Raw genomic sequence first — 3,681 nt, 5'->3', positions numbered from 1 at the left:
TCACTTCAGGAAACAGAGGACAAAGACCACAACGTCCAGACGAAGTCCTCTATGCAGATGTCACTTCAGGAAACAGAGGGCAAAGACCACAACGTTCAGGAGAGACAGATTACACAGAAGTTAACCCAAGAGGAAGAGGATATCACCATCATCGACATGCAGGAGGAATAGACTATACACAAGTGAATCCACAACAAAGAGGAGCAGCTCGTCTCTCAGAGGCAGAAATTGTTAAGAGAACTGAAGAGGACGTACATGTCAAAGCATATCAAGAAGAAGTTCAACATTGGTGCAAAGTTGTTTATGGCAAATCAGGAGTTTTGAATGAGAAACTACAAGATATTGTAAAAAATCCTCAACTGGGAGAACAGGTTTCATGGGATGTTGCGGCAGATCCTAAGTCTGTTCATAAACTTGCGGGACATGCATTGGGGAAATTAAAAACAGGTGCACGCAAAGAAGCAGAAGAAGGTCTGCAACACTTGTGTAACGCTCTTGATGGTTTGACGGGGGCTGCAAAAGAAGCAAGACAACGTCTTGAGCATGTTCCTCAAGCAGCACTAAAACGCCAAGAAAATTTACAAAAAGGAGAACATGCTCAACACAGAGGACAAGAAAGACAACAAAACGCTCCTGAAGTAACACCACGCAGAGGTGGCCGCTCACAAAGCCCTGCTTTTGCAATGTAAATATCGGTTAAGTTTTTTGCCTTTTATCTGATCCCTTAGCGCAAATCATTTTATGTGAATTGCGCTTGGGTTTTTTGTGCAATATTGCAACAAATATCCACCAGAATAAATCCCATAATTGTATAACATATTGATAAAGTTTCACAAAAAAACTGTATAAAAGTCACAAACACCAATTACGATGGGTGATGAATAGCGCAGAATCTTTGGAAGCCATTCAAGTTAAGAGCTTTCTTTTCTCAAAGAAAATATAAAAGCAGAGAATGCACCAAAGAGGTTTTCTAATACAATTCTTGAAAGGAAACATGCATGAAAAAACATCAACTATCCTCTCCTGCACGCCCCTCGGTAAAAGAATTAACAGAACTCTTTGAGCGATCTGCTGCTGGCGCTTTTACCTCAAAATCTCCTTCCATGAAAGGAGCGCCACTAAAACCGCCTCATACAAACAGAGGCAGTGTTAAGGCGGCTACAAAACTGGATTACGCAGAACAACCGCCTCACACAAAAAGAGGACTTGAGCAATCTGCCGAAGACGCTTCTACCTCAAGATCTCCTTCCATAAAAGTTGCGCCACTAAAACCGCCTCGTGCAAACAGAGGCAGTGTTAAGGCAGCTACAAAACTGGATTACGCAGAACAACCGCCTCACACAAAAAGAGGACTGGAGCAATCTGCCGAAGGCGCTTCTACCTCAAGATCTCCTTCCATAAAAGTTGCGCCACCAAAACCACCTCATGCAAACAGAGACAGTGTTAAGGCAGCTACAAAACTGGATTACGTAGGACAACCGCCTCACACAAAAAGAGGACTGGAGCAATCTGCCGAAGGCGCTTCTACCTCAAGATCTCCTTCCATGAAAGTTGCGCCACCAAAACCGCCTCGTGTAAACAGAGGCAGTGTTAAGGCAGCTACAAAACTGGATTACGCAGAACAACCGCCTCACACAAAAAGAGGACTTGAGCAATCTTCTGCAACTTCTTTCACCTCGAGTGCTTCACAAAGCACAACAGTATCTCTCTCGGAAGAGCAAGTCATACTTCTATCATCCCACCACTCATTGGTTAAAGTATATAAACAAGAAGTTCAGCGTTTGTGTAAAAATGTTTATGGTAACGAAGATGCTCTACACAATCAAATGGAAGAAATTCAAAAAAGCCCCATGAAGGAAAGCAATTTACCATGGATACTTTTAAATCATCCCCAAAGCATTGCTAAACTTTCTGGTTCCACAACCTGTGGCGTAAAAAATAGTGCACGCAGACGTGCTGAAGAAAGCGTTTCCTCTCTGTCTGGCACTATGGAATGTTATCTACAAGCTATAAAATATGCACAAAAGAGCTTGTCAGAATCCCCAGGAACAGAGCTACAATACTATCAACGAACCTTAGGCAGCGAAACACTCGCTAAAATTCTGAAAAGTCCACATCATCCTACACCGGAAAAAGTGACCCCCTCAGAAGAGAATATTGCAAATATCGCGCGAAGAAGTTCAACGGTCACAAGACATGAAGAACAAATTCAACATTGGTGTTCTATCGTTTTTGGCAAGAAAAATCTTTTGAACGAAGAAATAAAAGGAATCTTAAAAGACACCTCTCAAGGAGAGCAGCTTGTACAGAACCTTGAAAACAATCCTACTTCTTTTCATAAACTTAGAGGTCGCGATGTCTGTGGTATAAAAAGCCGTGCACGCGTACGAGCTGAAAATGGTCTTGAACATCTGTGTACTGCCATTGAAAATTATACAAATAATGTAAAACAAATAAGAGAGCACGTGATGCAAACCCATCAGACACAGCATACACGCCATGAACAATCTGCTGGTCTGGATAAAAACTTGCAAAACAAACAAACCTTATCGCAATCTTTTAAGGAGACTGAACAACAAAGAAAACCAGAAGCTCGTTCATGTAAATCGACTACACAAAAATCTCTGTCTTTTGCTAGTTAAGCATGTGCGCATAAACTTTCGTTCTTCATCTGATTTCTTGGCACAATTCACAAACATGAATTGTGCCAAGAAGTGATATGGAAGGTTAGAAGAATTCATTCCCTTCCGTTTTTTAGCATAGCTCATTGAATAAAAATATGCACAGACATTACAAATATTGATCATGATCTGTGTAAACAATGTAAAACCTTTTGAGACCATTCAAACTGACATGCTCCTTTAAAAAGGAACCTGAAAATAAGAAAGAAGAATGTAACAAAAAGGTTTTCTAAAAATAGATATTGTAAAACTTGAAAGGAAAATGCATGAAAAAAACACACCTCTCTTCTTATACCTCTCCTTCAGTACGACAATTAAGAGAACTCTTTGAACAATCTGCTACAGGCACTTCTGCCTCTCCCCCCCCTCACACAACAACTGCACAAAAAAAACCGCCGCGCCAAAAAGACAGAGGACTAAGTCAAACAGCACAGCAAAGCCAAGCACAAAGCGCAACAATTGCGTCTCCAATACCGCCGCGCCAAAAAGACAAAGGACTAAGCCAAACAGCACAGCAGAGTCAAGCACAAAGCGCAACAATTGCGCCTCCAATACCGCCGCGCCAAAAAGACAAAGGACTAAGTCAAACAGCACAGCAGAGCCAAGCACAAAGCGCAACAATTGCGCCTCCAATACCGCCGCGCCAAAAAGACAAAGGACTAAGTCAAACAGCACAGCAGAGCCAAACACAAAGCGCGACAATTGCGCCAAAAAGACCGCCGCGCCAAAAAGACAGAGAACTAAGCCAAACGGCACAGCAGAACCAAACACAAAGCGTGACAATTGCGCCCAAAAGACCGCCGCGCAAAAGAGACAAAGAGCTAAGCCAAACACAAAGCACGAAAGACAGAGTACAAGGTGACGAAAATCCCTATGCAATAATTTCTCAGAGGCAATCACCACCTTTGCCACAAAAGCTTTCTAAAACAAGACAAAGCAATGAAGATCCCTATGCAATAGTTTCTCAGAGGCAATCACCGCCCTTGCCACAAAAGCTTTC

At 42.2% G+C, this 3,681-nt stretch carries 2 protein-coding genes and 1 pseudogene; all 3 read left to right on the top strand.

Annotated features, from left to right (window positions below):
• Window positions 1-689 (top strand): BID domain-containing T4SS effector (locus ABID39_RS07655; protein WP_354187553.1); only part of this gene is annotated, 689 nt, incomplete at its 5' end.
• A gap of 309 nt (window positions 690-998) precedes the next feature.
• The gene (locus ABID39_RS07650) at window positions 999-2,642 is read left to right on the top strand and encodes a BID domain-containing T4SS effector (protein ID WP_354187551.1); all 1,644 of its coding nucleotides are present in this window, start codon (window positions 999-1,001) and stop codon (window positions 2,640-2,642) included.
• Window positions 2,643-2,947: 305 nt separating this feature from the next.
• Window positions 2,948-3,681 (top strand): annotated as a pseudogene (locus ABID39_RS07645) (hypothetical protein); the annotation flags it as partial.

This window comes from Bartonella japonica (genome assembly GCF_040545385.1).
In the GTDB taxonomy this organism is placed as follows: Bacteria; Pseudomonadota; Alphaproteobacteria; order Rhizobiales; family Rhizobiaceae; genus Bartonella; species Bartonella japonica.
The sequence above is the reverse complement of the archived record's forward strand: the minus strand, read 5'-3'. Positions and strand labels throughout refer to the sequence as shown.

Coding starts and splice junctions, on each gene's coding strand:
- ABID39_RS07650 (WP_354187551.1), top strand. CDS start 999: ATGAAAAAACATCAACTATCCTCTCCTGCACGCCCCTCGGTAAAAGAA.